Source organism: Rhizorhabdus sp. P4_G6 (assembly GCF_056401045.1).
Genome location: NZ_JBFUKC010000012.1, coordinates 72460 through 96187 on the forward strand (window position 1 = coordinate 72460; position 23728 = coordinate 96187).

The 23728-nt window shown below is 64.2% G+C and carries 22 protein-coding genes, 1 tRNA gene and 1 pseudogene; 11 read left to right on the plus strand and 13 right to left on the minus strand.

Annotated elements, in window-relative coordinates; all coding sequences use genetic code 11:
* Nucleotides 1-11: 11 nt before the first annotated feature.
* Entirely contained in the window at nucleotides 12-1655 is a 1644-nt protein-coding gene (locus AC1DPF_RS13400; RefSeq protein WP_477961837.1) for a M28 family metallopeptidase, read from the minus strand.
* Nucleotides 1656-1740: 85 nt separating this feature from the next.
* Nucleotides 1741-3363, minus strand: a complete 1623-nt coding sequence (locus AC1DPF_RS13405; protein ID WP_477961839.1) for a GMC family oxidoreductase — start codon at nucleotides 3361-3363, stop codon at nucleotides 1741-1743.
* Nucleotides 3364-3512: 149 nt separating this feature from the next.
* Between AC1DPF_RS13405 and ndk the strand changes: the two genes are divergently transcribed.
* On the plus strand, nucleotides 3513-3935 hold the full coding sequence (gene ndk, locus AC1DPF_RS13410; RefSeq protein ID WP_477870668.1) for a nucleoside-diphosphate kinase: 423 nt from the start codon (nucleotides 3513-3515) through the stop codon (nucleotides 3933-3935).
* A 110-nt stretch (nucleotides 3936-4045) separates the two neighbouring features.
* On the opposite strand, the gene AC1DPF_RS13415 is transcribed toward ndk, so the two are convergent.
* The 4 genes and pseudogenes from AC1DPF_RS13415 to purM form a co-directional block, all read right to left on the minus strand.
* On the minus strand, nucleotides 4046-4426 hold the full coding sequence (locus AC1DPF_RS13415) for an MmcQ/YjbR family DNA-binding protein (protein ID WP_477961841.1): 381 nt from the start codon (nucleotides 4424-4426) through the stop codon (nucleotides 4046-4048).
* A complete protein-coding gene (locus AC1DPF_RS13420) occupies nucleotides 4423-5052 on the minus strand; it encodes a hypothetical protein (RefSeq protein ID WP_477870672.1) in 630 nt (209 codons plus the stop codon). The genes AC1DPF_RS13415 and AC1DPF_RS13420 overlap by 4 nt, the downstream gene beginning before the upstream one ends.
* A gap of 7 nt (nucleotides 5053-5059) precedes the next feature.
* A pseudogene (purN, locus tag AC1DPF_RS13425) lies at nucleotides 5060-5620 on the minus strand (phosphoribosylglycinamide formyltransferase); the annotation flags it as partial.
* An 11-nt stretch (nucleotides 5621-5631) separates the two neighbouring features.
* Entirely contained in the window at nucleotides 5632-6738 is a 1107-nt protein-coding gene (purM, locus tag AC1DPF_RS13430; protein WP_477961843.1) for a phosphoribosylformylglycinamidine cyclo-ligase, read from the minus strand.
* Between the two features lie 96 nt (nucleotides 6739-6834).
* On the opposite strand from purM, the gene AC1DPF_RS13435 reads away from it, so the two are divergent.
* The 3 genes from AC1DPF_RS13435 to AC1DPF_RS13445 are packed head-to-tail and all read left to right on the plus strand — an operon-like array spanning nucleotide 6835 to nucleotide 10817.
* Entirely contained in the window at nucleotides 6835-8013 is a 1179-nt protein-coding gene (locus tag AC1DPF_RS13435; protein ID WP_477870676.1) for a heavy-metal-associated domain-containing protein, read from the plus strand.
* Nucleotides 8010-8633 (plus strand): HdaA/DnaA family protein, encoded by a 624-nt coding sequence (locus AC1DPF_RS13440; protein ID WP_477870678.1) that lies wholly within the window; start codon nucleotides 8010-8012, stop codon nucleotides 8631-8633. The genes AC1DPF_RS13435 and AC1DPF_RS13440 overlap by 4 nt, the downstream gene beginning before the upstream one ends.
* Nucleotides 8634-8690: 57 nt before the next feature.
* Nucleotides 8691-10817 (plus strand): RNA degradosome polyphosphate kinase, encoded by a 2127-nt coding sequence (locus AC1DPF_RS13445; RefSeq protein ID WP_477961845.1) that lies wholly within the window; start codon nucleotides 8691-8693, stop codon nucleotides 10815-10817.
* Here AC1DPF_RS13445 and AC1DPF_RS13450 read toward each other — a convergent pair.
* Entirely contained in the window at nucleotides 10814-11416 is a 603-nt protein-coding gene (locus AC1DPF_RS13450) for a phosphatase PAP2 family protein (RefSeq protein WP_477961847.1), read from the minus strand. The two genes, AC1DPF_RS13445 and AC1DPF_RS13450, sit on opposite strands and share 4 nt — an antisense overlap.
* Before the next feature lie 92 nt (nucleotides 11417-11508).
* Between AC1DPF_RS13450 and AC1DPF_RS13455 the strand changes: the two genes are divergently transcribed.
* A complete protein-coding gene (locus tag AC1DPF_RS13455; RefSeq protein ID WP_477870684.1) occupies nucleotides 11509-12612 on the plus strand; it encodes an NADH:flavin oxidoreductase/NADH oxidase in 1104 nt (367 codons plus the stop codon).
* A 40-nt stretch (nucleotides 12613-12652) separates the two neighbouring features.
* On the opposite strand, the gene AC1DPF_RS13460 is transcribed toward AC1DPF_RS13455, so the two are convergent.
* Together AC1DPF_RS13460 and AC1DPF_RS13465 are read right to left on the minus strand one after the other, a co-directional pair.
* Nucleotides 12653-13378 (minus strand): PEPxxWA-CTERM sorting domain-containing protein, encoded by a 726-nt coding sequence (locus tag AC1DPF_RS13460; protein WP_477961849.1) that lies wholly within the window; start codon nucleotides 13376-13378, stop codon nucleotides 12653-12655.
* A gap of 651 nt (nucleotides 13379-14029) precedes the next feature.
* Entirely contained in the window at nucleotides 14030-14548 is a 519-nt protein-coding gene (locus AC1DPF_RS13465) for a thioredoxin family protein (protein WP_477961851.1), read from the minus strand.
* Nucleotides 14549-14659: 111 nt separating this feature from the next.
* Here AC1DPF_RS13465 and AC1DPF_RS13470 point away from each other — a divergent pair, with 111 nt between their 5' ends.
* Entirely contained in the window at nucleotides 14660-16159 is a 1500-nt protein-coding gene (locus tag AC1DPF_RS13470; RefSeq protein ID WP_477961853.1) for a Ppx/GppA phosphatase family protein, read from the plus strand.
* A 5-nt stretch (nucleotides 16160-16164) separates the two neighbouring features.
* On the opposite strand, the gene rnd is transcribed toward AC1DPF_RS13470, so the two are convergent.
* Complete coding sequence (gene rnd / locus AC1DPF_RS13475) at nucleotides 16165-17340, minus strand: ribonuclease D (RefSeq protein WP_477870691.1); 1176 nt, start codon at nucleotides 17338-17340, stop codon at nucleotides 16165-16167.
* A 92-nt stretch (nucleotides 17341-17432) separates the two neighbouring features.
* Between rnd and aspS the strand changes: the two genes are divergently transcribed.
* The 4 genes from aspS (at nucleotide 17433) to AC1DPF_RS13495 (ending at nucleotide 20783) form a co-directional block, all read left to right on the plus strand.
* Nucleotides 17433-19211, plus strand: a complete 1779-nt coding sequence (gene aspS, locus AC1DPF_RS13480; RefSeq protein WP_477870693.1) for an aspartate--tRNA ligase — start codon at nucleotides 17433-17435, stop codon at nucleotides 19209-19211.
* Nucleotides 19212-19356: 145 nt separating this feature from the next.
* The gene (locus tag AC1DPF_RS13485; RefSeq protein ID WP_477870695.1) at nucleotides 19357-20142 is read left to right on the plus strand and encodes a polyphosphate kinase 2 family protein; all 786 of its coding nucleotides are present in this window, start codon (nucleotides 19357-19359) and stop codon (nucleotides 20140-20142) included.
* A gap of 145 nt (nucleotides 20143-20287) precedes the next feature.
* Nucleotides 20288-20560 carry an HU family DNA-binding protein gene (locus AC1DPF_RS13490; RefSeq protein ID WP_477961855.1) on the plus strand — a complete coding sequence of 91 codons (273 nt, stop codon included), beginning with the start codon at nucleotides 20288-20290 and terminating at the stop codon, nucleotides 20558-20560.
* Nucleotides 20561-20708: 148 nt separating this feature from the next.
* Nucleotides 20709-20783, plus strand: a tRNA-Val gene (locus AC1DPF_RS13495).
* Between the two features lie 102 nt (nucleotides 20784-20885).
* Here AC1DPF_RS13495 and AC1DPF_RS13500 read toward each other — a convergent pair.
* Nucleotides 20886-21311 (minus strand): GGDEF domain-containing protein, encoded by a 426-nt coding sequence (locus AC1DPF_RS13500; RefSeq protein ID WP_477961857.1) that lies wholly within the window; start codon nucleotides 21309-21311, stop codon nucleotides 20886-20888.
* A complete protein-coding gene (locus AC1DPF_RS13505) occupies nucleotides 21311-22633 on the minus strand; it encodes a HAMP domain-containing protein (RefSeq protein WP_477961892.1) in 1323 nt (440 codons plus the stop codon). Before AC1DPF_RS13505 ends, AC1DPF_RS13500 begins: the two co-directional genes overlap by 1 nt.
* Before the next feature lie 179 nt (nucleotides 22634-22812).
* On the opposite strand from AC1DPF_RS13505, the gene AC1DPF_RS13510 reads away from it, so the two are divergent.
* Entirely contained in the window at nucleotides 22813-22989 is a 177-nt protein-coding gene (locus tag AC1DPF_RS13510) for a hypothetical protein (RefSeq protein ID WP_477961859.1), read from the plus strand.
* Between the two features lie 51 nt (nucleotides 22990-23040).
* Here AC1DPF_RS13510 and AC1DPF_RS13515 read toward each other — a convergent pair whose 3' ends face one another.
* Nucleotides 23041-23688, minus strand: coding sequence for an alpha/beta hydrolase (locus AC1DPF_RS13515; RefSeq protein ID WP_477870701.1), 648 nt, complete (start codon nucleotides 23686-23688; stop codon nucleotides 23041-23043).
* Nucleotides 23689-23728: the final 40 nt, after the last annotated feature.

A 23728-nucleotide genomic window follows, 5' to 3' on the forward strand; every position in this document is an offset into this window, starting at 1 on the left:
CGTCGACTGTCCTACTCCCGCTGCGCCGCCGTCTCGTCGCGCTTGGCCTTGAACTCGGAGTTGGCGCTCCATTCCGGCCAGATACGGCTGTCGGCCAGCGCTCGGCCGGTATTGTAGAGCAGGGTCAGGTCGGGTTGCACGCTCGACAGGTCCCAGTCGGCGCTCCACTCGTCCGCTGGCTGGTGATATTGGTCCTTGATGTAGGCGTCGCTGAGCGCCTTGCCGCGCTCGACACCGCCCTTGACGAGATCCATGCCGGGCTTGAACGAGATGGCGGGAACGCCCTGTTTCGCGATCGTGAAGTGGTCGGATCGATAGAACCCGCCGGTCTCCGTGCGCGGGTCGGGAACATAGACGCGACTCAATTTTTGGCCTTCCGCGATCATCATGTCGAGTAGGCCCAGCCTGGCGACGCCCGAGATGGTGAAGTCCCGGGCGGCACCTTGGCCGAATATGTTGTCCATGTTGATCACGCCTGCGGTTGTCGCCAGCGGATAGACGGGGTGAGCGCCGTAATATTCCGAGCCGAGCAGGCCCTTTTCCTCGGCGGTGACCGCAAGGAAGACGATCGAGCGATCGGTACGCGGCGCCTTGGCGAAGGCACGGCCCAGCTCGAGCAGGCTGGCGATGCCCGAGGCGTTGTCCCTGGCGCCATTATATATGCGGTCGCCTTTAGCATCGGGCTGGCCGATGCCGAGATGATCCCAATGCGCGGAGTAGATAACCGTTTCGGCCGGATGTCTGGCGCCGGGCAGGCGGCCGATGACATTGTGCGACACGATCGTCTCGGCCTTTACGGCATAGGATGCATCGAGCGTCGCATTGAGCGGGACGGGCTTGAAATCCTTGCGCTGCGCGGCCTTCTTCATTGCCTCCAGGTCGAGGCCGGCGGCCTTGAACAGATCAGCGGCAAGATCGCGCTGTATCCATCCTTCCAGCGGCACATGCTCGGCGGCGGGGTTGGCGCGGACAATGTCGAACATCGTGTTGGTGTTCGAGTTCTTGACCGTCGCCCAGCCATAGGAGGCCGGGGCATATTCGTGGATCACCAGCACGCCGGCCGCGCCCTGCCGCGCGCCTTCCTCATATTTATAGGTCCAGCGGCCATAATAGGTCATCGTCTTGCCGCTGAACTCTCCTTCTCCGCCTTCGAAGTCGGGGTCGTTGACCAGCACGACCATGATCTTCCCCTTGAGATCGGCGCCCTTGAAATCGTCCCAGCCGCGCTCCGGCGCCTTGACGCCATAGCCGACGAACAGCAGCGGCGCGGCGCGCAGGTCGATGCGATCCTGCCCGTTGAGCGCCGAGCGAACCGCGATCTCGCCGCCCTGGGTCAGCGTGCGCCGGGAGCCGTCGCCAGCCGTCAGCGACAGCGTCGGAGCGCCGACGATATCCGATTTGAGCAACGGCACGTCCTGCGTCCATGCGCCGCCGGAGCCGCCCGGCTGGAGCCCGGCCGCCTTCATCTGCCGGGTGATATAGGCGATCGTCCTGGTCTCGCCGTCCGTGGCCGGTGCGCGCCCTTCGAAGCTGTCGTCCGCCAGCATCCTGACGTCCTGGCTGATGCGGGCCGTTTCGAAGACCGGTACAGGAGCAGCCGATAGCGCGGGCGCGAGAAAAGCGGTGGCGGAGAGCAAAGCGACGATCTTGCGCATATCCGGATCCAGTGCAGCAACGGGCGACAACCTGTTGCAGATAAATGCTTTTACTCGGAGAGGAAAGCCTGGGCTGACAAAGCCGTCAGCAACGGTCCTCCAGCAGCATGGCTGCGCCTTTCTCGGCGATCATCAGGGTGGGCGCGTTGGTGTTGCCCGAAATTATCCTGGGCATTGCCGACGCGTCGATGACGCGCAGCCGCTCGATCCCGCGTATGCGCAGCCGTTCGTCGAGCACCGCGTGCGGGTCGGTGGCGGGCCCCATCGCTGCAGTGCCGACCGGATGGAAGATGGTGGTGCCAAGCTCGGCCGCTGCCGCGAGCAGCTCGGCGTCTCCTTGCGCCTGCGCCCCGGGGCGGAACTCTTCCGGCGCATAGCGCGTGAGCGGCGCCTGCCCGATGATCCTGCGCGCCAGGCGCAGCGAGTCGATCGCCACCCGTTGATCCTCCTCCGTCGACAGATAGCCGGGCGCTATGCGCGGGGGGGTGGCAGGGTCCGGGCCGGCGATGTCGATGCGGCCGCGGCTCGACGGGCGCAGGTTGCACACGCTCGCGGTGAAGGCGCCGAACGGGTGGAGTCCATCGCCCCATCTGTCGAGCGAGAGCGGCTGGAAGTGGAATTGGAGATTGGGCGTCGCATAATCGTCCGAAGACCGCGCGAACATGCCGAGCTGCGATGGCGCCATCGTCAGCGGCCCCGTACGGAGGAACGCATATTGGACGCCCATCGCGGCGCGGCGGAACAGGTTGGCATAGTCGCTGTTGAGCGTCCGAACGCCACTGACCTTGAAGATCGGCCTGATCTGGAGATGGTCCTGCAGATTGCCGCCGACGCCGGGCAGATGGTGGATCACCGGGATATCCAGGCGGCCGAGCATTTCCCCATCGCCGATGCCGGATAATTGAAGCAGCTTGGGAGATCCGACCGCGCCCGTGGCGAGGATCACTTCGCCGGCGGCTCTCGCTTCGAACCGCTCGGTGCCGCGGCGGAATATGAGCCCCGTGGCTTGCCTGCCATCGAAACGGACGCGCTCGACCTCCACACCGGTTTCCAGCCGGAGGTTGGGTCGCTTGAGCGCAGGCTTGAGGAAGGCGCCAGCCGAGCTGACCCGGCGGCCGGCACGCTGGTTGACCTGGAAGTAGGACGATCCTTCATTGTCGCCGCCGTTGAAATCGTCGACCGGCGCGATCCCCGCGGCGGTGCCCGCATCGCGGATCGCGTCCAATATGTCCCAGCGCACGCGCGGATGCTCCACCCGCCATTCGCCGCCGGCGCGGTGATGTGGTCCGTGCGGTGCGATATGGTCCTCATGCCGCAGGAAATGGGGAAGAACGTCGTCCCAGCCCCATCCGGCGAGGCCGAGCTGCCGCCAGCCGTCATAGTCCGCCGCCTGGCCGCGCATGTAAACCATGGCGTTGATCGAGGAACTGCCGCCGATCACCTTGCCGCGTGGATAAGCAAGCTTGCGACCGCCCAGCCCAGGCTCCTCGACGGTCTCGAACATCCAGTCGGCCCGGGGATTCCCGATCGCGAACAGATAACCCACCGGCACGTGGAACCAGATCCAGTCGTCCCTGCCGCCGGCTTCGAGCAGCAGCACGCGATTGTCCGGGTTCGCCGAGAGCCGGTTGGCCAGCAGGCAGCCGGCCGAGCCTGCGCCGGCGATGACATAATCGTAGGTCCCTAAGTCGGTCGGTTCGTTCGTCATGCGGGTCCCAGCATCGCCTCCGGTCGCTATAGACGCTGCGCGCGCCGATCGCGACGGCTATTGCGTCCCGCTGCCTTGCCATCACGCACCGTACACAGTAAAGGCGCGCCCATCTTCCAACGACCCTCAAGATATGGAGCCGCTCGGCCATGGCGACCGAACGTACCTTTTCGATTATCAAGCCCGACGCGACCCGCCGGAACCTGACGGGCGCCGTCACGGCGAAGCTCGAGGAGGCCGGCCTGCGCGTCGTCGCCTCGAAGCGCATCCAGATGAGCCGTGAGCAGGCCGAAGGCTTCTACGGCGTTCACCGCGAGCGCCCCTTCTTCGGGGAGCTGGTCAGCTTCATGATCTCCGGCCCGGTCGTGGTGCAGGTTCTCGAGGGCGAGAACGCCGTGGCGAAAAATCGCGAAGTGATGGGCGCCACCAACCCGGCCAACGCCGACGAAGGCACGATCCGCAAGACCTTCGCGGAGTCGATCGAGGCCAATTCCGTCCATGGTTCGGACAGCCTCGAAAATGCCGGGATCGAGATCGACTTCTTCTTCAAGCCGGAAGAGATCGTCGGCTGATACCCTTCGTCAGACAGATGACGGGATGAGCCTGCCGCGCTGGCGATGATCAGCGCGGCGACGTCCTGCATTCCTATGTCAGAGCGATTCCGAGTGCAGTTCACTGGCGCTCAAACATCCATCATCGCCTTGAGTTTCGGTGGCGCGGCCAGCCGCCAGCTTTCGCGAAGGCGGTGTTCAACCAGTTCCCAGTCGGTTCGCTCATGATCGAGCCGCACGCCAACCCAGCCCGACGGGCCGAGATAGGGCGGCTTGAAATAGATGCCGGGATCCATCTCGATCAGCATCTCCTGCTCCTCCACGCCGCTGGTCTTGACGAGGACGGCAGTGCGGTCGTCGCTGTGATGATCATGCCAGAAATAGGCGAACATGCGCTTGTCGGCGACGCGCCAGCAGGGCGAACCGTGCGAAACTTTCTCCTCGACCTGCGGCAGCGCCGCCGCCAGCTTGCCGACGCGGGCGTGAACAGCTGCGGGGTCGGACACGCTCACGAGCGCGTCGCCCTCTTATGGCGTGCGTTCCACAGGGCATCGAGGCGAGCAGGCACGGCTTTGGCGGTGCTGCGTCCGATCAACGACAGGCCGCGCAGCCTGATCGAGGTTCCGCCTAGCAGGCTGTTTTCGGTGATATAGCCGACATCGTACAGCGTCACGTCCTCGGCAAGCGCGCCATTGGCCGTGAAGCGGGTGGTGATTGCCACGGGCACGCGCGCATCGCCGCGGACCTTGTCGTCCTCCCCGGCGGCGCGGCGCGCCTTCTTGAGGCCTTCGGCAAACCAGCGTGCTTCGATGCGCGGATCGGTGCTGTCGATCGGATCGACGCCGAGCGCCTTGGGGAAAGCAATGGTCTGGCCTTGGATCACCTGGTCGCCGGCGGGCGTCAGGGTCAGCCGCTCGCCGTCTTTGTCCCGCTCGGCCTTGAGGATCAACGTGCGGGCCTTGGCGCTCGCCTGCTTTTCCTCGATCGTCCGGGCGACTTCGCTGTGCCGCCGCTCGCTATAGCTGTTCCAGAAAGTGAGACCGGATATCACCAGCGCCGCCACGCCGAGGATCTCGCCGAGCGTCAGCCAGCGCAACCATCGCCGCCGCATCGCGGCATCGGAAATTTGGTCAGCCATGCGCCTGGATATAGGTCGCAAGCGCGTCTGGATAAAGCCGGTGCTCTTCGAACAGGATGCGATCGGCGAGCGTGGCTGGCGTATCGCCCGGCAGGATGGTCACCCTCGCCTGGGCGATCACTTCGCCATCGTCGAGTTCCGGCGTCACCAGATGGACCGAGCAGCCCGCTTCTGCGTCGCCCGCCGCAATCGCGCGGGCGTGGGTGTCCAGCCCCTTGTACTTCGGTAGCAATGACGGGTGGATGTTGACGATCCGCCCGGCCCATCCGGCGATGAAGCCGTGCGACAGAATTCGCATATAGCCGGCCAGTGCGACATAGCGGGCGCCAGCCTGGCGCAGCGCGCCGTCGATGATCGAATCGAACTCTTCGCGGGTCAGGCCCTTGTGACTGTGCGCAAAGGTCGCGATCCCGGCGTCTCGCGCCGTGGCAATCCCCGCGGCGTCAGGCTTGTTCGAGGCCACGAGGACGACCTCATAAGGGCAATCCCCGGCGCGCGACGCCTCGATCAACGCGGCCATATTGCTGCCCCGGCCGGAGATCAGGATGGCGAGGGGCGCTTTGCCGATGCGCTTCACCGTCAACCCAGATGCGTGGCCGACCACGCCGCCTGCGCGCTCCATGTCTCGATCGATCCCGTCACCGTGCAGCCCTTGTCGCCGGCTGCGATACTGCCGACGCGCAGCACCGTCTCGCCGGCCGCTTCGAGTGCGCCGGTGACGCCGGCGACGTCTTCCTGCGCGACGATCAGCGCCATGCCGATGCCGCAGTTGAAGGTGCGTGCCATTTCCTCCGGCTCGATATGGCCCTGCGCCTGGAGGAACGCCATCAGCCGGGGCTGGTCCCAGCCATCGGCATCGACATGGGCGTGGAGCCCGTCGGGCAGGACGCGCGGGATATTCTCGAGCAGGCCGCCACCGGTGATATGGGCCATGGCGCGGACCTTGCCGGAGCGCACGAGCGGCAGTAGCGACTTCACGTAGATACGGGTAGGCGCCATCAACGCCTCGATCAGCAACCTGTCCTGATCGAACAGGGCGGGGCGATCGAGCTTCCAGCCCTTGTCGGCCGCGAGACGGCGAACCAGCGAGAAGCCATTGGAATGAACACCCGAGGATGCGAGGCCGAGAATCGCATCGCCAGCGGAGACGCGATTGCCGGTCAGCGCCTCGTCCCGCTCGACCGCGCCGACGCAGAAGCCGGCAAGATCATAGTCTCCGTCGGCATACATGCCGGGCATTTCGGCGGTCTCGCCACCGATCAGCGCACAGCCGGCCAGCTTGCAGCCCTCGGCGATCCCGGCGATCACCCGCTCAGCGACACCGTTGTCAAGCTTGCCCGTCGCGAAATAATCCAGGAAGAACAAAGGTTCGGCGCCCTGCACGATCAGGTCGTTGGCACACATCGCGACAAGATCGATACCGACTCCGTCGTGCCGCCCGCTATCAATCGCGAGCTTGAGCTTGGTGCCGACGCCGTCATTGGCGGCCACCAGCAAAGGATCTCTGTAACCCGCTGCCTTGAGGTCGAAGAAGCCGCCGAAGCCGCCGAGATCGGCGTCGGCACCGGGACGTCGAGTCGATTTGGCAAGCGGCCCGATAGCCTTGACGAGCGCATTGCCCGCGGCGATCGAGACGCCGGCCTTGGCGTAGGTGTAGCTGGTCGGCTTGTCTGTGCTGTCGGTCATCTCGCCCGCCTAGCCACATCGCACTTGGATTTCCACGACCAAGTCGCCAAAAGGCGCTTTGTGACCATCGCCGAACGTCTTTTCCGTCCTGTCCCGATGTCGATCCTGGGCGCCGCACTGTTCGCCGCGGCGCTGGCGCTCGCCCAGCTCGAGCGGCCGGACCAGCGCGGCGTGCCGCCGATCGGCGGCGCCGGGAGCTACGAGGTCGACGGCGTCAAGGTCGATGTCGCCGCCCGCACCGCCGATCAGGCGCGCGACGGCGGCTGGCGCGAAGCGCAGCGCAAGGGCTGGAAGATGCTGTGGGCGCGGGTAAACGGCAAGCCGGTCGAGAACGCGCCTGGCCTGCCCGATTCGACGCTCGACTCGATCAGCGGCGGGATCGTCGTCGAACATGAACAGATCGGTCCCAATCGGTATATCGCCAGCCTCGGGGTGCTGTTCGATCGGGCCCGCGCCGGCGAATTGCTCGGTGCCAAGGGCGCGGTACGCCGCTCCGCACCGATGCTGGTGATTCCGGTGCAGTGGAGCGGCGGTACGCCGGTCTCCTTTGAATCGCGCACCGAATGGCAAAAGGCGTGGGCGCGGTTCCGCACCAACAACAGCCCCGTCGACTATGTGCGCGTCTCCGGAACCGGCGCCGATCCCGTGCTGCTCAATGCGGCCCAGACCCGGCGACCGGGGCGTAGCTGGTGGCGGATGCTGCTCGATCAATATGGTGCTGCGGATATCGTCGTTCCCGAAGTGACCCTGTTCCGCCAGTGGCCGGGCGGACCGGCGATCGGCAGGTTCGTCGCGCGGCACGGGCCGGACGGCGCGGTGATCGACCAGTTCACGCTCACCGCCGAGGATGGCGACGCACTGCCGGCGATGCTCGACCGTGCGGTCGAGCGGATCGATGCGGCTTATGTCCGTGCCCTCCAGGAAGGGGCGCTGCGGCCGGATCCGTCGCTGGTGATCGAGACACCGGTCGAGGAAGTGCCGATCGACGACGTGCTGTCGCAGATCGCTTCGGCGGTAACTGCCGCGATCATGGTTCAAGCCGACACGCCGGATGCAGCGACGCTGCGGGCCGATGAAACTGCCTTGCGGGCAATGCCCGGCGTGACGCTCGTACAGACATCGAGCCTGGCGCTAGGCGGCACTTCGATCTTTCGCGTGAGCTTCTCGGGGCCGCCGACGGCATTCCGCGAGGCACTGGTGGCGCGCGGCTGGCAGGTCGAGGACGTCGCCGGCGGAGTCCGCATCCGGCGCGGCGGCAGCCAGCCCGCGCGATGACCGACCAGATCGCGCTGCCGTTCCAATGGCCGGCCGACGCGGATGAGCGCGATTTCATCATCAGCGACGCCAACCGCATCGCGGTGAAGCATCTGGAACATTGGGCCTTGTGGCCGGTGATGGCGACGGTGCTGACGGGACCGCGCAAATCGGGCCGTAGCTTGCTCGGGCGGATCTTCGCAGCCAAGAGCGGCGGCCGTTTCGTGGACAATGCCGATGCCCAGGATGAGGAGAGGCTGTTCCACGCATGGAACACGGCACAGGCCGATCGCAAGCCGCTGCTGCTGGCGGCGGACCTTGCGCCCGCCAAATGGAAGATCCGCTTGCCGGACCTGCGCTCTCGGCTGCTCGCGAGCCCGCACGTCGCGATCGAGGAGCCCGACATGCCGTTGATCGGCGGCATCATCGAGAAGCTGCTCCACGCGCGAGGCCTGGCGGCACGGCCCGAGGTGATCCGCTATGTCGTGCCGCGGATCGAGCGCAGCTATATCGGCATCGGCAGGATCGTCGATGCGCTCGACGAAGCGGCGCTTGCCCGGCGCAAGGCGATCACCCTGCCGATAGCCCGCGAGGCCCTTGCGGCGATCGGAGTCACGGAGGATACATATAAGCTGCTATAGTGGACGGTCATGGAATCGATAGAACAACCTGTTCGGAACGAAGATCTTGTCGGCGGCATGGCGCCGGCCGATCCGATCGCGCTGCGCGATCGCTATTTCAACCGCGAGCTCAGCTGGCTGGCCTTCAACCAGCGTGTGCTGGACGAGGCATGCAATCCCGCCCACCCTCTGCTCGAGCGGCTCCGTTTCCTATCGATCTCGGGAAATAATCTCGACGAGTTCTTCATGGTCAGGCTCGCGGGCCTCAAGGGCCAGCTGCTGGAAGGGGTCGATGCATTATCGCCCGACGGCCTGACCGTGGCCCAGCAGATCGAGGGCGCCACCAAGCGCGCCGACCAGTTGATGGCGGATCAGCAGCTCGTCTGGGATCGCCTGCATGGCGAGCTCGCCGCCGCCGGCATCATCGTGCTCGAAGAAAGCGATATCGACGGCGCCGACGCCGCGTGGCTCGAAACCTATTTCCGCAACCACATCTTCGCGGTGCTCACGCCCCAGGCGCTCGACCCGGCCCATCCATTCCCCTTCATTCCGAACAAGGGCTTCAGCCTGTTGTTCGATCTGACCCGGCAATCCGACGGCCAGCAGATCTTCGAACTGCTGATGGTGCCGAATACGCTGTCGCGCTTCATCCGCCTGCCCGGCGAGGGGGCGCGCTACGTGGCGATCGAGACGCTGGTGCGCCGCTTCACCTCGGTTCTGTTTCCCGGCTATGTGGTGCGCGGCCAGGGGGCCCTCCGGATCATCCGTGACAGCGATATCGAGATCGAGGAAGAGGCCGAGGATCTCGTCCTCTACTACCGGACGGCGATCAAGCGGCGGCGGCGCGGGCGCGTGATCCGTCTCGAGCTCGAAGGCGGAATGTCTTCCTCCTTCGAGCCGCTCTGGAAGGACCAGATCGGTGGGGCCGACGCCTTCATCACCGAATCGGGCAACTTCCTGGGGATCGCGGACCTTGAGCAACTGGTCGACGAGGACCGGGCCGATCTCAAATTTCCAGCGTTCGCGCCGCGCTTTCCGGAGCGGATCCGCGAACATGGCGGCGATTGCTTCGCGGCGATCCGCTCCAAGGACATCGTCGTCCATCATCCCTATGAGACGTTCGACGTCGTGCTCGCCTTCCTGCGGCAGGCGGCGGCGGATCCCGACGTCATTGCCATCAAGCAGACGCTCTATCGCGCCGGCAAGCAATCCGCTGTCATCCGCGCGCTCGTCGATGCGGCGGAGGCGGGGAAGTCGGTCACAGCGGTGGTCGAACTCAAGGCGCGCTTCGACGAGGAGCAGAACCTGATGTGGGCCTCGCAGCTCGAGCGGGCGGGGGTCCAGGTCGTCTATGGCTTCATCGACTGGAAGACCCACGCCAAGGTGTCGGTAGTGGTGCGGCGCGAGGCGGAAGGACACCGTACCTATTGCCACTTCGGAACCGGCAATTACCACCCGATCACGGCGCGCATCTATACCGATCTGAGCTTCTTCACCGCCGATCCGCGGCTGGGGCGCGACGCGGCGCAGCTGTTCAACTATATCACCGGCTATGTCGAACCGACCGATCTCGACCTGCTGACCATCTCGCCGCACGGCATGCGCGACCAGCTGTGCGCGCTGATCGACGCGGAGATCGACCATGCCCGCGCCGGCCGCGATGCCGCGATCTGGGCAAAGATGAATTCGCTGGTCGATCCTGCCATCATCGAGAAGCTCTATCGCGCGAGCTCGGCCGGCGTGCAGGTCGACCTGATCATCCGGGGGATATGCTGCCTGCGGCCCGGCGTTCCGGGCCTCTCGGAGAATATCCGCGTCAAGTCGGTGGTTGGCCGCTTTCTGGAACACAGCCGGATCGTCTGCTTCGGCAATGGCGGCGATCTGCCCAACCGCCAGGCGAAGGTTCTGATCAGCTCCGCCGACTGGATGCCCCGCAATTTCGATCGCCGGGTCGAATATCTCCTGCCCATCGAGAACCCGACGGTCCACGCCCAGATCCTCGATCAGGTGATGGTTGCGAACCTGATCGACGACGAGCAGAGCTGGCAGCTGCTTCCCAATGGCGAATATGAGCGAGTGGCCCCGGGGCGGCGGGCGTTCAACCTTCACCGCTATTTCATGACTAATCCCTCACTCTCGGGCCGCGGCGCTGCGCTGCGCCAGAGCGGGCAGGTGCCGAAATTGTCTTTGCGGCGGGGGAGCTAGGCGGCGTTGCTGGATGGATGCAGCCAGCGCTGCGCCGTCCCGACCCACAACATCCCCAATCCCAGGCCTGCGAGCACGTCGCTGGGCCAATGGACGCCCAGCGCGATACGGCTCCATCCAACGACGCAGGCGATGGCCAGCGCCAGGAGCAGCATGGGGCGTCCTCGCACCGGAAAGACCAGCGCCAGCGCGAGCATGGTCAGCATGGTGCCCGCGCTGTGCGAGCTGGGGAAGCTGTAGGAGGTCACCGAGGCGAGTTGCCCGGACAGCGGTGGACGTTCGCGTCCAAACAGCAGCTTCACGGCCTCCACCATCAGCCGGCCGCTGGCGATGGTCAGCAATAGCCATAAAGCTTCGCGGCCCCGCTTCCGCCAGGCGAGCAGGCCCGCTGCCGCCAACGCCAGCGGCCCCAGCACCGCGAAGCCGCCAAGGCGGGTGAGGCCCACGATGAGGGGCGCCCAGCCGCTGCGCCTGCCCAGCCTCAGCGCCTCGAACATGGGTAGGTCGACCGAGGCATGCCGCAGCCACAGCAAAGCCCCCGCCAGCATCAGCACCATGCCCAACGGCAGCAGCATCTTCGACCAATAGTTCAACGCCATGGATCGCCGTTGCACATAACCCATGCGTTTGACAAACCGGACGCAGCCAATAGCAGTCTGCGCCTCATCTGGCTTCATGGCGGAGACTTCCCTTGGCTCGACCGGTATTGTTCACCCCCATCGATCATGGCCGGGTCAAGCTCGCCAACCGCATCGTGATCGCGCCGATGTGCCAATATTCGGCGCAGGACGGATGCATGACCGACTGGCATCTGATCCACCTCGGCCATCTTGCCCTTTCTGGCGCGGCGTTGCTGACGATCGAGGCGACCGCCGTGCTTCCCGAAGGCCGGATCAGCTGGGCCGATGTCGGGCTGTGGGACGATGCGACCGAAGCGGCTATCGCGCGGACGCTGGAGTCGGTCCGTCGTTGGTCATCGATGCCTATCGCCATCCAGCTTGCCCATGCCGGTCGCAAGGCATCCACCGAGGTGCCGTGGGCAGGCGGGGCGCAATTGCCGCCCGGCGATCTCCATGGCTGGCAGACCGTGGCGCCTTCGCCTGTCGCCTTCCACGACTATGAAAACTCCCCCGTTGCGCTGGATCGGGAGGGGCTGGCGCGGATCAGGCAGGGCTTCGCTGACGCCGCCGTGCGTGCGGCGCGGCTGGGTATCGATGTGATCCAGCTACATGGCGCGCACGGCTATCTGCTCCACCAGTTCCTGTCGCCGCTATCGAACCGTCGCGACGACGAATATGGCGGATCGCTGGAGAATCGGATGCGCTTCCCGCTGGAAGTGTTCGACGCCGTTCGCGCCGTCTTTCCGGCGGATATGGCGGTGTCGATGCGCGTGTCCGGTACCGACTGGGTGAAGGGCGGGTGGGATATCGACCAGACCATCGCCTTTGCCCAAGCACTGGAGGGGCGGGGCTGCGATGCGATCCATGTGTCGAGCGGCGGCCTGGACCCGAGCCAGCAGATACCGGTGGGGCCGGGTTACCAGGTGCCGTTGGCGCGGGCGGTGAAGCAGGCGGTGGGAATCCCCGTCATCGCGGTCGGCATGATCACCGACTTCCAGCAGGCCGAGGCGATCGTGGGAGCCGGCGACGCCGATATGATCGCGCTGGCGCGGGCAATCCTCTATGATCCCCGCTGGCCCTGGCATGCTGCGGCGGAACTGGGCGGGCAGGTCGCTGCGCCGAACCAGTATCTGCGGTCACAACCGCATCGCTTGAAGGACCTGTTCGGCAGATAGCCGAAAGGCGCCGCCGCAGGGGCAACGCCTTTCGATCGCATCAGGCAGAAGCAAGCTTCGGCAGGCTTCCGGTGCGGCGGCGTGCGCGGACCTGTCCACCCACAAAGCCGAACCCGACGATCATCATCGCCCAGGTCGACGCCTCGGGAACCGCCGCAACGCCGATCGACACCTGGCGGATGCTGTCGAAGTTCTGGGCGACTCCTCCGTCCGCAGCAGTCGCGAGGCCGCTGAACGTGATCGACGAGAACAGGGTGTTGCTGTCGGAGAAGATGGCGAACTTGTTTTCGCCGCCGGTGTTGAACGCGACGTTCTCGAACTTGATCAGCGGATCGTCATTGGCCGGGTCGAGGATGATATCGCCATACCAGGTATTATTGCCGGTACCGAGAGCAGCGATATTGAAGTTGATCGCGTTGAAGCCGAGAGCCGTCGATTGGGGGCTGATCGTCAGGCTGGAGAAGCCAGACTCGTTGGCACCATTTCCAAGGCCGCTGACGAATGCAAAACCATTTCCCTGTCCGGAAGCTTCGAGGGTCGTCGGTGCGGTGTAATTGATGGGAATGTTGCTCGGCTGCGTTGCCAGCGTCAACGTCGTGCCATTGGGCGCGCTATTGTTCTTGACCATTTCGGCGAGCGGAGGCTCCGCGCCGAAATCGAGCGTGACGCCGTTGATCGTCGTGTCGCTCGAAATGATCCCCGCCAAGGATGGCGTTGCCATCAGTCCCAATCCGATGATCGGCAACATGATTGAAAATCGACCCATTTTAACCTCCCATACAACGCGCGACTAAACACGAGGACGACGCAGATCCGAAATGATCTTACTGCTTTCGAACGCTCAATGTTCAAAAGTCGTGCAAGTACATCCTGATCACGACAGTGATATTCAGCACGACGATCAACGACGTGCTGCAGGTGGATCTTACATCTATCTGGAGTGAGAGAACACTGATCTATCCTAACGGTTCCTATCATCGACATAACGCCAAAGCAGGAGAAGCATGTTCGGCCGGTCGGTGTGGCTCGTAAAATGCCGTAGTATTCTACGGAAATTAACGCCTATATACGTCATTGGGATTGTGAGATCTCGGCGACCCGCCGCCTCCCCCGAAACGATTTGCCGTTATTTGCGCGGGATGAAGCGCTCAAATCTGTAAACGAGAGCACAGAGAGGTGGTCCGCTCTGTTGCAGCCGATCGCAGCTTGTTAGACCGCGCAACTCCACCTTCGACGGCGCGAAGGCCCTAATCTACGGTGGGATTGCAGCGACTGCTGCAGTTATCTTGCCGGGAAATCGCTGCGTTCGGCCAGCGCGCCGATTTCATGGATGTTCATGGACCTCGGCCGCAGCGTCCCAGTTGATATCCGTCATCGATCTAGCTCTTGAAAATGGGTCGCGGTCTTATGGAGTCGCTCAAACCCATTCCGCGAGCCAGTTAGCCAGGGCCTGCGCCGTCATCGAACGAGCGTCGGCGAGCGCAAAGATCCGGCCCCTGTTGATAAGCTTGCCGCTCTGCGGGTCGACGATGAGCAGCGCCGGAACGCCTTCCAGCTGGGAAATGCCGTAGCGGGCGGGGATCTGCTGATTCTTGTCCATCCGGCCGATATCGATGCTGACCAGCTCGTAATGTTGCACGATGAAGGCGTGCAGCGCGGGAATGTCCATCACCCCTGCGAGCACCCTGCAATCGAGGCACCAGTTGCCGCCAAGATCGATCAGCACGAGCTTGTGCCCTGTCTTGGCCTTGGCCACGGCCGCCTCCAGCTGCGCCTCCGCGTCGGCGTCCGCGTCATAAGGAAGTGGCAGGGGCCGGATGATCTGGCTGTCTGCGACCTGCGGGGCTTTGGCGGGTCCGCCCGCGACCAACTCCACCGCCGGCGCAAGGATCAAGCCGGGGATGAGCAGGAGGCGAAAGAGGCGAAGGATGCGCATGGCTGGCTTTCTGCTCTGATCGATATCGATGAGGTAGAGCGATGCCGCCAGGACCTCAATAGCGGTGCACCATGTTTGATCCGACCGACAAATCCGCTACACGGGCAACATATGTCAGCGATCTCGATGTTTCGCCGCGCCAGGAATCCGGCGCCCGGCCACACCCGCATGGGGATCATCGATATCGGTTCGAATTCGATCCGCCTGGTAATCTACGATGGGCCGGCGCGCATTCCCGCCGCGCTGTTCAACGAGAAGGTCATGGTGGGACTCGGCAAGGGAGTTTCGCGGGATGGTTCGCTTGACCCCGAGGCTATGGAGCGTGCGCTCAGCAGCCTGGCACGATTCCAGCGCCTGGCCGAGCAGATGGGCGTGCCGCGTCCGCGCACCGTAGCCACGGCGGCGGTGCGCGAGGCCGCCAATGGCAGGATGTTCATCGATCGCGTTCTCGATCTGGGCTTGCCGGTCGAGGTGCTGTCAGGCGACGACGAGGCGCGGATGGCGGGTCTGGGCGTCATCGCGTCCATTCCCCAAGCCAACGGCATCGTCGGGGATCTCGGCGGCGGCAGCCTCGAACTTGCCCGGGTTGTCGGCGGTGAGGTGCGGGAGACCAGTTCCTTTCCGCTTGGCGTGCTGCGGATCGGCGCAGTTCGGGAACGCGGGCCGCGCGCCCTTGCCGCGCTTGTGGCGAAAACCATCGAAAAGAGCGGCTGGACCGGCAAGGGCGCCGGGCTGCCCTTCTACATGGTCGGCGGGTCCTGGCGCTCGCTCGCGCGGCTCGACATGCACCTGGCGGAATATCCACTGCCGATCGTGCATCACTACTGGATGCCCCCCGAAAACGCACAGCATCTGGTTCGCGTCCTTGCCCATCTCGATCGCAAGCGCCTTCGTGACGTGGTGGGCTTGTCCGGCGCCCGCATCCCGACCCTCGCCCATGCCGCTTCGCTGCTCAGCCATGTCGTCCGCCGCCTTGGTTCCAGCGAGCTGATCGTTTCTGCCTACGGCCTGCGCGAGGGGCTGCTGTACGACGAACTCACCGAATATCAGCGCGCCCAGGATCCGCTGATCACCTCGACCCGCGAGGAGGGCGCCCGCCAGGGGCGCTTCCCCGAACATGGCGATCTGCTCGATCGCTGGATCGCGCCCCTGTTCGAGAAGGAGAGCCCCGGCGACGCCCGGATTCGCCACGCCACCTGCCTGCTGGCGGATGTGGGCTGGCGCGCCCACCCCGAGTTCCGCGCCGAGCGTGGCGTCGAGACGGCGCTGCATGGCAATTGGGTAGGGATCGACTCGCGCGGTCGGGGGATGATGGCGCATGCGCTGTGGACCAGCTTCGGCGGGCAGGGCTGCGCGCCGGTGATCAGCAGCATCTGCTCGCTGTCGGAGATCGTCATCGCCGAGCGCTGGGGCTTTGCGCTGCGCCTTGGCCAGCGCTTCTCGGGCGGTGTCGCCGATGCGCTGGTCGGCAGCAGGCTAATGCTGAAAGACAAGTATCTCGAGCTCCATGTCGAGCGCGAGAACATGATCCTCTACGGCGAGCCGGTCGAACGTCGTCACAAGACGCTCGCCGCATCGTTCGGCCTGGCCCCAAAGCTGGTTGTCGATTAGCGGCTTCAGCCTTCCCCGTTGTCGAGCGCGGACATCACCATCTTGCCGTTGCGCACGCTGAACGCGAGCCGGCCTTCGACCAGCGCCAGCGCATCCTTGCCGAAGATATCGTTGCGCCAGCCCTTCAGCATGGGCAGGTCGCGAACGCCGGCGGCGAGCAGTTCGAGATCGTCGGCGCGCGCGATCAGGCGCGGAGCGACATCGGCGTCGCGCGAACGGACCTTGAGCAGCAGCTTGAGCAGGTCGGCGATCAGCGCGCCCTCCTTGCCGAGGCCGGGCTTGCGGTCCTCGCGCGGCGGCATCTCGCCCTCGCTCATCGGCTGAGCGTCGGCAATCGCGTGCATCAACCGCGCGCCGATATCATTCTGTGCCCAGTTCGGCGAGAGCCCGCGGACCTTCGCGAGATCGGCCTGCTCGCGCGGCGGGTGCGATGCGATGTCCGCGATCGTCTCGTCCTTGGCGATGCGTCCGCGCGGCAGATTCTTCGAGCGAGCCTCGCGCTCGCGCCAGGCGGCAATCGCCTTTAGCCGGCCGAGCACCTCGGGCTTGCGGCTGGGAAGGCGGATGCGGGTCCATGCCAGTTCAGGAAGGTTCGCATAGCTGGCGGGATCGCCCAGCCTTTCCATCTCATTGTCGAGCCAGCCGCCGCGGCCGGTCTTGCGCAGCTTTTCGAGCATGCGCGGGAAGAGTTCGGCCAGGTGGGTGACGTCGCCGATCGCATAATCGATCTGGCGCTTGTCGAGCGGCCGGCGGCCCCAGTCGGTGAAACGCGCACCCTTGTCCAGCTTGATGCCGAGCATCGTCTCGACCAGGTTCGAGTAGCCGATCTGCTCGCCCAACCCCATCGCCATCGCCGCGACCTGGGTATCGAACAGGGGATAAGGGGTCTTGCCGGTGAGATTGTGGACGATCTCGAGATCCTGGCCGCCGGCATGGAAGACTTTCAGCACCTCGTCATTCTCGACCATCAGGTCGAGCAACGGCTTGAGGTCGATGTCCTTGGCCTTGGGATCGATCGCGGCGGCCTCCTCGGTATTCGCGATCTGGATCAGGCACAGATCCGGCCAGTAGGTGCTTTCGCGCATGAACTCGGTGTCGACGGTGACGAAGGCCGAGCCGGACAGGCGGGTACAGAGATTGGCGAGTGTCGCGCTGTCTGTAATCAGGGGGTGAATATGCATCGGACGTGCATAGCTGGGTTACAACGCTTGACAAGCACTGCGCGCCCGCGCGAAGCGCACCGCTCGCAAATTCACCTGAAAGTCGATTATCCATGCATGCCTATCGCACCCATCATTGCGGCCAGCTCCGCGCGCAGGACGTCGGATCGCAGGTCCGCCTGTCGGGCTGGGTGCATCGCAAGCGCGACCATGGCAACCTGCTGTTCGTCGACCTGCGCGATCACCACGGACTGACCCAGATCGTCACCGACATCGAGTCCGACGCCTTCAAACAGCTCGAGCGGCTGCGGGTTGAGTCGGTGGTGACGATCACCGGCGACGTGGTGGCGCGTTCGGCCGATGCGGCTAACCCCAATCTGTCGACCGGCGATATCGAGGTGCGCGCACGCGACGTGTCGGTCCAGTCCGCCGCGCAGGAACTGCCGATGCCGGTGGCGGGCGAGGCCGATTATCCCGAAGATATCCGGCTGCGCTATCGCTTCCTGGATCTCCGCCGCGACCGCATTCACGCCAATATCGTGCTGCGCTCGAACGTCATCGCGTCGATCCGCCAGCGGATGATCGGGCAGGGCTTCACCGAATATCAGACGCCGATCCTGACCGCGTCGAGCCCCGAAGGCGCGCGCGACTATCTGGTGCCGAGCCGTGTGCATCCGGGTAAATTCTACGCGCTTCCGCAGGCGCCGCAGATGTTCAAGCAGCTGCTGATGGTCGCTGGCTTCGACCGCTATTTTCAGATCGCACCCTGCTTTCGCGATGAGGATGCCCGCGCCGACCGTTCACCCGGCGAATTCTACCAGCTCGACTTCGAGATGAGCTTCGTCACGCAGGAAGACGTGTTCGCGGCGATCGAGCCGGTGCTGCACGGCGTGTTCGAGGAATTTTCCCGTGGCCGCGCGGTTACCCCCGCGCCGTTCCCGCGGATCGCCTATCGCGATGCGATGCTGCGGTATGGCTCCGACAAGCCGGACCTGCGCAATCCGCTGGAAATCACCGACGTCACCGAGCATTTCGTGGGCTCCGGCTTCGGGCTGTTCGCCCGCATCGTCGAGGGCGGCGGCGTGGTTCGCGCGATCCCCGCCCCTGGGGCCGGCGCGAAGAGCCGCAAATTCTTCGACGACATGAATGATTGGGCGCGGTCGCAGGGCCATGCCGGCCTGGGCTACATCAACATCAAGTCCGGCGAGCCGGGCGGCCCGATCGCCAAGAACCATGGCGAGGAGGCGACCGCCAAGTTGATCGCGGCGCTCGGCCTGGGGCCGGACGACGGCGTGTTCTTCGCTGCCGGCAAGGAGTTGGCGACCGCCAAGCTCGCCGGCGCGGCGCGCACCCGGGTGGGCGAGGAGCTCGGCCTGATCGAGCAGGGGGTGTTCAAATTCTGCTGGGTCGTCGATTTCCCGATGTACGAATATGATGAAGAGGCCAAGAAGGTCGACTTCAGCCACAATCCCTTCTCCATGCCGCAGGGGGAGATGGAAGCGCTGGAGACGATGGATCCGCTCGACATCCTCGCTTATCAATATGACATCGTCTGCAACGGCGTCGAACTGTCTTCGGGCGCGATCCGGAACCACAAGCTCGACGTGATGTACAAGGCGTTCGAGATCGCCGGCTACACCCAGCAGCAGGTCGACGAGAATTTCTCGGGCATGATCAATGCGTTCAAATATGGTGCCCCGCCGCACGGCGGTTCGGCGCCGGGCATCGATCGCATCGTGATGCTGCTCGCCGATGAACCGAATATTCGCGAAGTCGTGCTATTTCCGATGAACCAGAAGGCCGAGGACCTGATGATGGGGGCGCCGTCGCCGGTCAGCCTGAAGCAACTCCGCGAACTGAACATCCGGATCGTGGAGCAGCAGAAGGGCTGACAGATCTCCACATTCCGGCAGGAGGAGCCCCCTGCGAAATGTCCCATAGTAGGACGCCCGCGAAACTATTAAGCATCTCCCGCGCTTAATGTGCCGTTGCCGTGCGATTATGCAGCAATGGTTCGAGGCAGGGAGTATCACCGCGTTGGCCATCGATCTGGCGGACTATGAGCGGGGCGAGGCGTTCGCAGGCGACTACGACACTGCGCTGGCCCAGGTGCAGAAGCGGTTGTCGCGCCTTCAGGTGGCGCACATGGTCTGCAACATCCGCAGCATGATCGTGTTCGAAGGATGGGACGCGGCCGGCAAGGGCGGCGCGATCCAGCGCCTGACGATGGGCTGGGATCCGCGCCACTTCCATGTCTGGCCGATCAGCGCGCCGACCGAGGAGGAGCGCAGCCGCCATTTCCTGTGGCGGTTCTGGCAGAAGATACCAGGCAAGGGCCACATCGCGATCTTCGACCGCAGCTGGTATGGCCGTGTGCTGGTCGAGCGGGTCGAGCATTATGCGGCCGAGCGCCAATGGCGGCGCGCCTATGACGAGATCAATGAATTCGAGGCGCAACAGCAGACCGACGGCGTCACCATCATCAAGCTGTTCCTCCACGTCACCCAGGAAGAGCAGGACAAGCGGCTCGCCGACAGGCTCGAACATCCGTGGAAGCGCTGGAAGGTCACGCCCGACGATTTCCGCAACCGCGCGCGCAGAGCCGACTATCTCGACGCCATCCACGACATGTTCCGAGAAACAGACACGCGCTGGGCCCCCTGGGCTATCATCGATGCCAACAACAAGAAGGCGGCGCGGATCGCTGCGCTGAGCCACATCGCCGACATGCTGGAGCAGGTCGTGCCGGTTGACCCTCCCGAACTCGATCCACACTTCGAGCGCTATGCCAAAGCGCAGCTCGATCGCCCCAAAAAAGCATGAATTTGGCGCCAAAAGCGCTCGTCTCGGCTCTTGCGGATATTGCATCATTGTTGCAGCATCGTCGCCGCGGCCGCAACGCCGGCCGCGGCGACTGGCAACGCCGGTCGTGCCGCGGGTAGCCAAATAAGTGATTAGGGGATGAAGCATGAATAAACAGGAGCTTATCGGCACTGTGGCCGAAACGACCGGCATGACCAAGAATGACGCGGCGAAGGCGGTGGAGGCGGTGTTCGATTCCATTACGTCTCAGCTCAAAAGTGGTGATGAAGTGCGTCTGGTCGGCTTCGGCACCTTCTCGGTGAGCAAACGCAAGGCGTCGACGGGCCGTAATCCGCGCACCGGCGAACCGATGAAGATCGACGCGTCGAGCCAGCCTAAGTTCAAGCCCGGCAAGGGCCTGAAGGACGCCGTCAACTGATCGATCAGAAGACGCCCCGCTGCACGGCGAGGCGATTGGGAGGCCGCTGCACCGCGAGGCGCGCGGCCTTCTTTTTGGCTGGACAGCAGGAAAATCCCGCCCTATCCGCTCAGCCCGCACGCGAGTTCGCTCCCGTCGCCGTCAGAGTGGGCGCATAGCTCAGTGGTAGAGCACTGTGTTCACACCGCAGGGGTCGCAGGTTCAAACCCTGCTGCGCCCACCACTCTGAAATCCTTGCGATTGACGGCCGAAGCAGCCGTCATCCTGCGCTTCGGCCGATCGAGGGCCCTCATGCGTAACGGGGCGGCATCTCTCGCCGACAGCCTTACGCGGTCTGTCCGATGCCTGTGCTTTCGGCCTGCAGTCGAGAGGCGGTCATGACCTGGTCACGGCCTTGAGCCTTCGCAACCAGGAGGGCGGCATCGGCGGAGGCAATGAGATTCGCGAAGGATATGCTGCCTGTTCCGGTTGCAGCAATGCCGATCGACACCGTTACATGGCCGAGCAGACTTCCTCGGAATGCCAGCGCCGTTGCGCGTATCTGCTTCCGCAGCGTTTCTGCCCAGGTGGCACTTGCCTCCTCGTCCGCGTCCGGAAGCAAGATGGTGAACTCCTCGCCGCCGAATCTAAAAGCTTCTCCCGCATTGCCGACGGCTGCCATCATCATGCCTGCCACATGCTGCATGACCATATCGCCAGCGTCATGGCCGAACTCATCATTGAATCGTTTAAAATGATCGATGTCGATCATCAGGCAGCTGCACGGACCTGCATCTGCCGCACGTGCGCGCCGGTTAAGTGCTCATCGAGGCAGCGGCGATTGAGCAGCCCTGTCAGCGGATCGCGGGCGGCCAGGTTGGTGAGGCGTTCGCGAAGTCGCAGATTAGCCAGGGCCAAACCGATATTCTCGGCCATCAGCTCGAGATAGAGGCGCGCGCTGTCGACGGTTGCGTCAGTGTCGGCAGGTGCTTCGAAATAGAGAAGACCGATGGCATCGCCTTGAGCAGCCAGCGGTACGCATAGCGACGATCGTTCGAAAGGCCCGACGTGCGGGCACGCAATATCGTCGCGTCCACTGACATGCGGCCGGCCCCGGCGGAGCCCCCAACAGGCACTGGTCGAAAGCGAGGCGGTTTGGTTGACTGGATCGAGCCAGCTTCCGGCGAGCACCAGCGTCTGTCGGTTCTGGTCCAGAACATAAAGATGACCAGCCAAGGCCGGGAAGGTTTGCGGTGCAAAGCGGGAGACCACTTCGGCCAGTTCGTCCTGGCTGTTCGTCGCCTGCAGCCGGTGCATCATCTGCAGGATCGCGTCTTTGACCCTCTGCTCGGCTGCCCGTTCCGCTTCGAGCCGCTCGCGCTCCAGCCCATTGTCACGGAAAATCTCTATCGCCTGTGACATTTCGCTGATCTCGTCCCGGCGACGATCCGGAGGAACTTCGACGCTATAATCCTGCTTGGCGAGGCGCATGACGATGCTGGTAAGGTGCGATAGCGGCACGGACACCCTGCGGCGCAACACGAAATAGAGAACAGCCAGGAAAAGCGCCGCCGTCAGCCCCAGCATCGTCCGGGCGACATCAGCATAGCGATCACTTCTGATCTTCGCTGCCTGAACCTCGGCGCCTGTCCGAACATTCACCAGCGATCGGAAGCGAACGATCGGTTCCAGCACCTGGTTCTGAGCACGTTCATGATCTGGGCCGAACAGCATCTGTCGCGCTGGGGAACTCTCGCCTCGTTCAGCTCGCGACAGCGCTGCGCGCTCGATCGAATCTAGCTCGCCGATATTTTGTTCTGCCTGGTCGAGCGCAAGTAGCTCCGGCGGGGTGAGTTCGCGCTGCCGTAGCCTGGCCAAGGTCTGTTCGCGGGCTTTGATCTGCTGCTCTTCGTGTCGGAAGGCGCGAAGATGGCGTACATTGCCGCGCATAGCGTAGAGCCGGGCTTCATCAGACCGCTTTTCCGCCGCGATTGCGAGGTCGTCGCCTAGGTCGTCAAGCTCAGCCCGCTGCTGTACAGCGAGGCGTTCTTCCAGGATCGCGTTCGCCGAGCTGATGAAGGCAATTGCCGACACGCTGGTCAACAGCAATGTCGCGCCATAGGCAAAATTGGTGATCGTACTGATGCGCATGTCGTCGGTTTATCCCAATGCGGGGCAATGCTCCGCTAAGGATAATCCCAGGAATGATGCTAGCGGAGTTGCAAAAGCCGGATGAGCGTAGGACAGCCAGAGATCGTTAAGGAGTCATCGCAATGACCGGACCAGCAGGACTGATTCTGTCGCTTCTGATGCTGGCAGGCATATTGCTCGCTGCTGGTGGGATCTGGCTGCTCGCCAAGCGCGGCGACCGGCGGCGGGCGCTGCTGATGCTCGCAGCCGCGACGGTGATGTTTGGCAATGTCGCGATCTGGACGCTGCCGCTTGGGTAGGCCGAGTCCTCCTCATCGCGCGATGAGGAGGACTATGGAATGAAGCGGGTCTCAGCGGTCGCCTGACAGCCGCATGTCGAGATAATCGTCAACCGACTTCATCAGCTGGGGCATCTCGTCGGCGAAGAAATGGTTCGCGCCGGGGATCGTGTCATGATGGATCGTGATGTGGCGCTGCGTCCGAAGTTTGTCGACCAGCTTCTGCACCGCACCCGGGGTAACGACTTCGTCGGCATCGCCCTGGATGATGATGCCCGATGAGGGGCATGGCGCAAGGAACGTGAAGTCGTACATATTCGCCGGCGGCGCGATCGAGATGAACCCCTTGATCTCCGGCCGCCGCATCAGCAGCTGCATGCCAATCCAGGCGCCGAAGCTGAAGCCGGCGATCCAGGTGGTCTGCGCCTCGGGGTGGATCGATTGCACCCAATCGAGCGCCGACGCCGCATCGGAAAGCTCGCCTATGCCATTGTCGAACACGCCTTGGCTCTTGCCGACACCGCGGAAATTGAACCGCAGGGTTGCGAAGCCCCGGCGGACGAACGTCTGGTAGAGCGCCTGGACGATCCGGTTGTTCATCGTGCCGCCGCCCTGCGGATGCGGATGAAGGATCATCGCCACAGGCGCGCGCGGGCGCGGTCCGGGATTGAAACGGCCTTCGAGGCGGCCTTCGGGACCGGGGAAAATAACTTCGGGCATCGATATCCTTCAGGACAGGCTTGGGCGGACCGCGCGGATG

Coding starts and splice junctions, on each gene's coding strand:
- AC1DPF_RS13465 (WP_477961851.1), bottom strand. CDS start 14,548: ATGCGCATCCTTCGCCTCTTTCGCCTCCTGCTCATCCCCGGCTTGATC.
- ndk (WP_477870668.1), top strand. CDS start 3,513: ATGGCGACCGAACGTACCTTTTCGATTATCAAGCCCGACGCGACCCGC.
- rnd (WP_477870691.1), bottom strand. CDS start 17,340: ATGCATATTCACCCCCTGATTACAGACAGCGCGACACTCGCCAATCTC.
- AC1DPF_RS13490 (WP_477961855.1), top strand. CDS start 20,288: ATGAATAAACAGGAGCTTATCGGCACTGTGGCCGAAACGACCGGCATG.
- AC1DPF_RS13420 (WP_477870672.1), bottom strand. CDS start 5,052: ATGGCTGACCAAATTTCCGATGCCGCGATGCGGCGGCGATGGTTGCGC.
- AC1DPF_RS13510 (WP_477961859.1), top strand. CDS start 22,813: ATGACCGGACCAGCAGGACTGATTCTGTCGCTTCTGATGCTGGCAGGC.
- aspS (WP_477870693.1), top strand. CDS start 17,433: ATGCATGCCTATCGCACCCATCATTGCGGCCAGCTCCGCGCGCAGGAC.
- AC1DPF_RS13450 (WP_477961847.1), bottom strand. CDS start 11,416: ATGGCGTTGAACTATTGGTCGAAGATGCTGCTGCCGTTGGGCATGGTG.
- AC1DPF_RS13400 (WP_477961837.1), bottom strand. CDS start 1,655: ATGCGCAAGATCGTCGCTTTGCTCTCCGCCACCGCTTTTCTCGCGCCC.
- AC1DPF_RS13515 (WP_477870701.1), bottom strand. CDS start 23,688: ATGCCCGAAGTTATTTTCCCCGGTCCCGAAGGCCGCCTCGAAGGCCGT.
- AC1DPF_RS13470 (WP_477961853.1), top strand. CDS start 14,660: ATGTCAGCGATCTCGATGTTTCGCCGCGCCAGGAATCCGGCGCCCGGC.
- AC1DPF_RS13435 (WP_477870676.1), top strand. CDS start 6,835: ATGTCGATCCTGGGCGCCGCACTGTTCGCCGCGGCGCTGGCGCTCGCC.
- AC1DPF_RS13500 (WP_477961857.1), bottom strand. CDS start 21,311: ATGATCGACATCGATCATTTTAAACGATTCAATGATGAGTTCGGCCAT.
- purM (WP_477961843.1), bottom strand. CDS start 6,738: ATGACCGACAGCACAGACAAGCCGACCAGCTACACCTACGCCAAGGCC.
- AC1DPF_RS13440 (WP_477870678.1), top strand. CDS start 8,010: ATGACCGACCAGATCGCGCTGCCGTTCCAATGGCCGGCCGACGCGGAT.
- AC1DPF_RS13445 (WP_477961845.1), top strand. CDS start 8,691: ATGGCGCCGGCCGATCCGATCGCGCTGCGCGATCGCTATTTCAACCGC.
- AC1DPF_RS13460 (WP_477961849.1), bottom strand. CDS start 13,378: ATGGGTCGATTTTCAATCATGTTGCCGATCATCGGATTGGGACTGATG.
- AC1DPF_RS13405 (WP_477961839.1), bottom strand. CDS start 3,363: ATGACGAACGAACCGACCGACTTAGGGACCTACGATTATGTCATCGCC.